This window comes from Streptomyces sp. MnatMP-M17, from assembly GCF_900091995.1.
Lineage (GTDB): Bacteria > Actinomycetota > Actinomycetes > Streptomycetales > Streptomycetaceae > Streptomyces.
This window is the reverse complement of record NZ_FMDK01000679.1, coordinates 1-4,716: the sequence shown is the minus strand read 5'-3', so window position 1 is coordinate 4,716 and position 4,716 is coordinate 1. Positions and strand designations below refer to the sequence as shown.

Genomic DNA, 4,716 nt, shown 5'->3' with positions numbered 1-4,716 from the left:
CGCGCCCGCGGCGCGGGGGCCGGTGGGTGGTGCCGGGTGCCGGGGCCTCCTCCCGCCGCACGCCCTCTGCGGGCCGCGAAACCCAGCCCGTCCGCCAACCCCGGCGCCGGGCGCCCAGACTGTGGGGCAAACATCCAGCCCGTCCGGCGTTTGAGGACGGAACGGCCCGCCCGGTGCCGGGTGCCCGCTCGGTAGGGGCCGGCTCCTCGCCGTACTCCGGCCGCAGGCCGGGAAAACCAGGGTGCCGGGAAGCGGGAGCGCGTCAGGTTTTGTCGGCCGGTTCGGCCGACGCGGCGGCGTCCGCGTCCGTGTCGGACGCGTCCGTGTCCTTCGGCGGTGTCACTGCCTCGCGCTCCGGCTCGACGATCTCCTCGCGTCCGGGACGTACCCGCGCCGACACCAGGAAGTAGACGACCGCCAGGACGAAGACGACGGCCGCCGTCCAGACATTCAGCCGGACGCCGAGGACATGGTGCGCCTCGTCCACCCGCATGTACTCGATCCAGGCGCGGCCCGCGCAGTACGCCGCGACATAGAGGGCGAACACCCGCCCGTGTCCCAGCTTGAAGCGGCGGTCGGCCCAGACGATCACCAGCGCGACGGCCAGGCACCACAGCGACTCGTACAGGAACGTCGGGTGGTAGAGACCGGCCTCGCGGTTCGTGCCCGAGGAGATCTCCAGTGCCCACGGCAGATCCGTCCGCTTTCCGTACAGCTCCTGGTTGAACCAGTTGCCCCAGCGCCCGATGGCCTGTGCGATGACGATGCCGGGCGCGATGGCGTCCGCGTACGCCGGCAGCGGGATCCCACGGCGGCGGCAGCCGATCCAGGCACCGACCGCGCCCAGCGCGATCGCGCCCCAGATACCGAGCCCGCCCTCCCAGATCTTGAAGGCGTCGACCCAGTTCTCACCGTCGCTGAAGTACAGCTGATAGTCGGTGATCACATGGTAGAGCCGCCCGCCGACCAGGCCGAAGGGCACCGCCCAGACGGCGATGTCGGCCACGGTGCCGGGTTTGCCGCCCCGGGCGACCCAGCGTTTGCCGCCGTACCAGACGGCGACGAAGACACCGATGATGATGCAGAACGCATAGCCGCGCAGCGGAAGCGGTCCGAGATGGAGCACTCCGGTCGACGGGCTGGGAATGTAGGCAAGGTCCATGGCAGAACCGACCGTACAGTGCCGGGCGGGATCTGAGGCAACCCGCCCGGCAACTTCTGGATAACGAGGTCAGACGGCAGGGGACGGAGCGACGGCCGTGGCGGGATCCGAGCCGGAGGATACGGCGGGCCCCGAAGCGGGAGCCGAAACCGGACCGGAAGGCGGAGCCGAAGCGGGAGCCGAAGCAGACCCCGGGACGTCGGTCCCCGAGCCCGCTCCGGAGCCGGCTCCCGCGCCGGACCCGGCGGCCGGTTCCGTGTCCGCGCCCGGTCCCGCGCCCGGTCCCGAGGCTCCTCCCGTGTCCGAAGCCGACGCGGGCGCCGAGGGCGTCTGCGTCCCCGGCTTCTTGCCCTTGTTCGCCGCCGCGACCCACTTCTTCAGATTGTCCGGAGTGAGGTTCTCACTGCCCTTCTTCGGGAACACCGACTCCCCGTTGAGCAGCACCGTCGGCGTCCCGGAGAAACCGCCCGTCCTGAACTTCTCCGCGGACTTCTTCACCCAGTCGTCGTGCTTGCCCGCGTCCACACACTGGCGGAATCCCGGCGCCGACTTCAGCCCTTCGACCTTGCCCGCCAGGTCCAGCAGATGGCTGTTCTTGGCGAAGGCGTCGTTCGTCTCCGGCGGCTGATGCTGATACAGCACGTCGTGGTACGGCGAGAACTTGCCGGCGTCCTGGGCACACGCCGCGGCATTGGCCGCGTGCAGCGAGCCGCTGCCGCCCATGTTGCCGTCGATGATCGTGGCGAGGTGATACTCGACCTTGAGCTGCCCGGCTCTCTCCAGCTCATGGATCGTGTCCCGGAAGGCGTTCTCGAACTGGGCGCACGCCGGACAGCGGAAGTCCTCCCACACCGTGAGCGTGGACGGCGCGTCCGGTGCTCCGACCGGGATCGCCAGATCGTCCGTGCCCTTGACGCCGGACGGCGCGCTCACCGATCCCGCCGCGTTGTCGCTCTTGTCCTTGCCGACCTCGGAAGCGACCACACCGATCACCCCGACGGCGCCGAGCACGCCGACGACCGCCACGGACATGACCACGGTGCGCCTGCGCCTCTCCCGCACCCTGTCCGCTTCACGTGCCTGCTGGAGCCGCTCTCTCGCGGTCCGTTTTCCCTCACGGTTCTTCTCGCTCACGCCCACAGCAACGAACCGGGAAGGTGCCTGCGCACCTCCCCGGTCCCAGGTCCACCCGTACGTGTGAGATGAACCGTCAGCGCTTGCGAACGCCCTCGGCCAGCTCGGCCGCCAGCTCCCGTACCGCCACCAGTCCGGCCGCCGCGTCGGGCGCGTCCAGCATCCGCTTCACGAAGGCCGAGCCCACGATGACACCGTCCGCGAAGCCGGCGACCTCGGCCGCCTGCTCCGCGTTGGACACGCCGAGCCCGACACACACCGGCATCGCGGTGGTGGCCCGGGTGCGCAGCACCAGGTCCCGGGCCTCCAGGCCCACCGACTCACGCGTACCGGTGACTCCCATCAGCGAGGCCGCGTAGACAAAGCCGCTGCCCGCCGAGGTGATCCTGGCGAGCCGCTCGTCCTTGCTGCTCGGCGCCACCACGAAGACCGTCGCCAGCCCGTGCTTCCCGGCGTGCTCGCGCCACAGCGCCGACTCCTGCACCGGCAGATCCGGCAGGATGCAGCCCGCGCCGCCCGCCTCGGCCAGCTCGGCGGTGAAGCGCTCGATGCCGTACCGGTCGATCGGATTCCAGTACGTCATCACCAGGACCGGCTTACCGGTCGCCTCGTACGCCTCACGGACCGTACGCATCACATCGGCGATCTTCACACCGCCGCGCAGCGCGATGTCGTCGGCGGTCTGGATGACCGGCCCGTCGAGCACCGGATCGCTGTGCGGCAGTCCCACCTCGACCACGTCCGCACCGCCGTCGAGGGCCGCCTTCACGGCCTCGATCCCGCCGTCCACGGTCGGGAATCCGGCGGGCAGATAGGCGATCAGCGCGGCCCGGTCCTCGGCCTTCGCCGTCGCGAGCGTCTCGCTCAGCAGCGCGATGTGTCCGGTGTATCCAGTGTGTCCGGTGTGTCCGCTGTTCCGGCTGTTCCCGCTCACTTGGCGCTCTCCCCGTCGTACAGCCCGAAGTAGCGGGCGGCCGTGTCCATGTCCTTGTCACCGCGCCCGGACAGATTGACGACGATCAGCCCGTCCTTCCCGAGCTCCCGGCCCAGCTCCAGCGCGCCGGCGAGCGCGTGCGCGCTCTCGATCGCCGGGATGATGCCCTCGCTGCGCGACAGCAGCAGCAGCGCCCGCATCGCGTCGTCGTCGGTCACCGCGCGGTACTCCCCGCGCCCGCTGTCCTTGAGATACGCGTGCTCGGGGCCGATGCCCGGATAGTCGAGTCCGGCCGAGATCGAGTACGGCTCGGTGATCTGGCCCTCCTCGTCCTGGAGTACGTACGACCGCGAGCCGTGCAGGATGCCCGGCTCGCCCGCGGTCAGTGTCGCGGCGTGCTCGCCGCTCTCGATCCCGTGTCCGGCGGGCTCGCAGCCCACCAGCCGTACGCCCTCGTCGGGAATGAACGCGTGGAAGAGCCCGATCGCGTTGGAGCCGCCGCCGACACACGCGACGGCGGCGTCGGGCAGCCGTCCGGCGCGCTCCAGGATCTGCCGCCTGGCCTCCACTCCGATGATCCGGTGGAAGTCGCGCACCATCGCGGGGAAGGGATGCGGTCCGGCCACCGTGCCGAAGAGATAGTGCGTACGGTCCACATTGGCGACCCAGTCGCGGAACGCCTCGTTGATGGCGTCCTTGAGCGTCCTGCTTCCGGAGGAGACCGGTACGACCTCGGCGCCGAGCATCCGCATCCTGGCGACGTTCAGGGCCTGGCGACGGGTGTCGATCTCGCCCATGTAGATGGTGCATTCGAGCCCGAACAGCGCGCACGCGGTGGCGGTGGCGACACCATGCTGTCCGGCGCCGGTCTCGGCGATGACACGGGTCTTGCCCATGCGCTTGGTGAGCAGCGCCTGCCCGAGCACATTATTGATCTTGTGGGATCCGGTGTGGTTGAGATCCTCACGCTTGAGGAACATCCGGACACCGCCGGCATGCTCGGCGAAGCGCGGCACCTCGGTCAGGGCGCTGGGCCGGCCGGTGTAGTTGACCAGCAGTTCGTTCAGCTCGGCGGCGAAGGTGGGATCGCCCTTGGCCTTCTCGTACTCGACGGCGACCTCGTCGACAGCGGCGACGAGCGCCTCAGGGATGAACTTGCCGCCGAAGGCGCCGAAGTATCCCTCGGCGCTGGGGACATGACCGTCGGGATCGGGAACAAAGAACTCGGATGACACGCGAGAACTCCTCAGAAGCATCAGAGGCAACGGAGACGGAAGAAGCACCGTTTCGCGCCAAGGCGGGGCAGCCCTCGGCACGGCACCGTACGCACTGCGTACGGTCACCGCACCATCGGCCTGGCCACGCTCAGCGCGCGGCCTCGCGCCATCGCATGCCGTTCACCTGGCCGGGCTCGTCGCCGATCACATAGCGCACGCGCCGGCCGTGCACCCGTCGCGCCGGCGCGCGGCAGCCGCGCGGGCGGCAG

The 4,716-nt window shown here is 70.1% G+C and carries 4 protein-coding genes and 1 pseudogene; all 5 read right to left on the bottom strand.

Going from position 1 to position 4,716, the window contains the following annotated elements; translation table 11 throughout:
• Positions 1–262: 262 nt before the first annotated feature.
• A complete protein-coding gene (gene lgt, locus GA0115259_RS28115) occupies positions 263–1,162 on the bottom strand; it encodes a prolipoprotein diacylglyceryl transferase (protein ID WP_093602237.1) in 900 nt (299 codons plus the stop codon).
• Between the two features lie 309 nt (positions 1,163–1,471).
• A pseudogene (locus GA0115259_RS28110) lies at positions 1,472–2,296 on the bottom strand (thioredoxin domain-containing protein); the annotation flags it as partial.
• 76 nt (positions 2,297–2,372) lie between these two features.
• Positions 2,373–3,173, bottom strand: a complete 801-nt coding sequence (trpA, locus tag GA0115259_RS28105; protein WP_370748562.1) for a tryptophan synthase subunit alpha — start codon at positions 3,171–3,173, stop codon at positions 2,373–2,375.
• Positions 3,174–3,226: 53 nt separating this feature from the next.
• The gene (gene trpB, locus GA0115259_RS28100; protein WP_093602233.1) at positions 3,227–4,465 is read right to left on the bottom strand and encodes a tryptophan synthase subunit beta; all 1,239 of its coding nucleotides are present in this window, start codon (positions 4,463–4,465) and stop codon (positions 3,227–3,229) included.
• Positions 4,466–4,595: 130 nt separating this feature from the next.
• Positions 4,596–4,716: tryptophan biosynthesis modulator TrpM (trpM, locus tag GA0115259_RS42235; RefSeq protein WP_370748561.1), on the bottom strand; the 121-nt coding region annotated here is incomplete at its 5' end.

What these genes read in the sequence shown, in the direction of transcription:
- lgt (WP_093602237.1), bottom strand. Translation starts at nt 1,162, where the DNA reads ATGGACCTTGCCTACATTCCCAGCCCGTCGACCGGAGTGCTCCATCTC.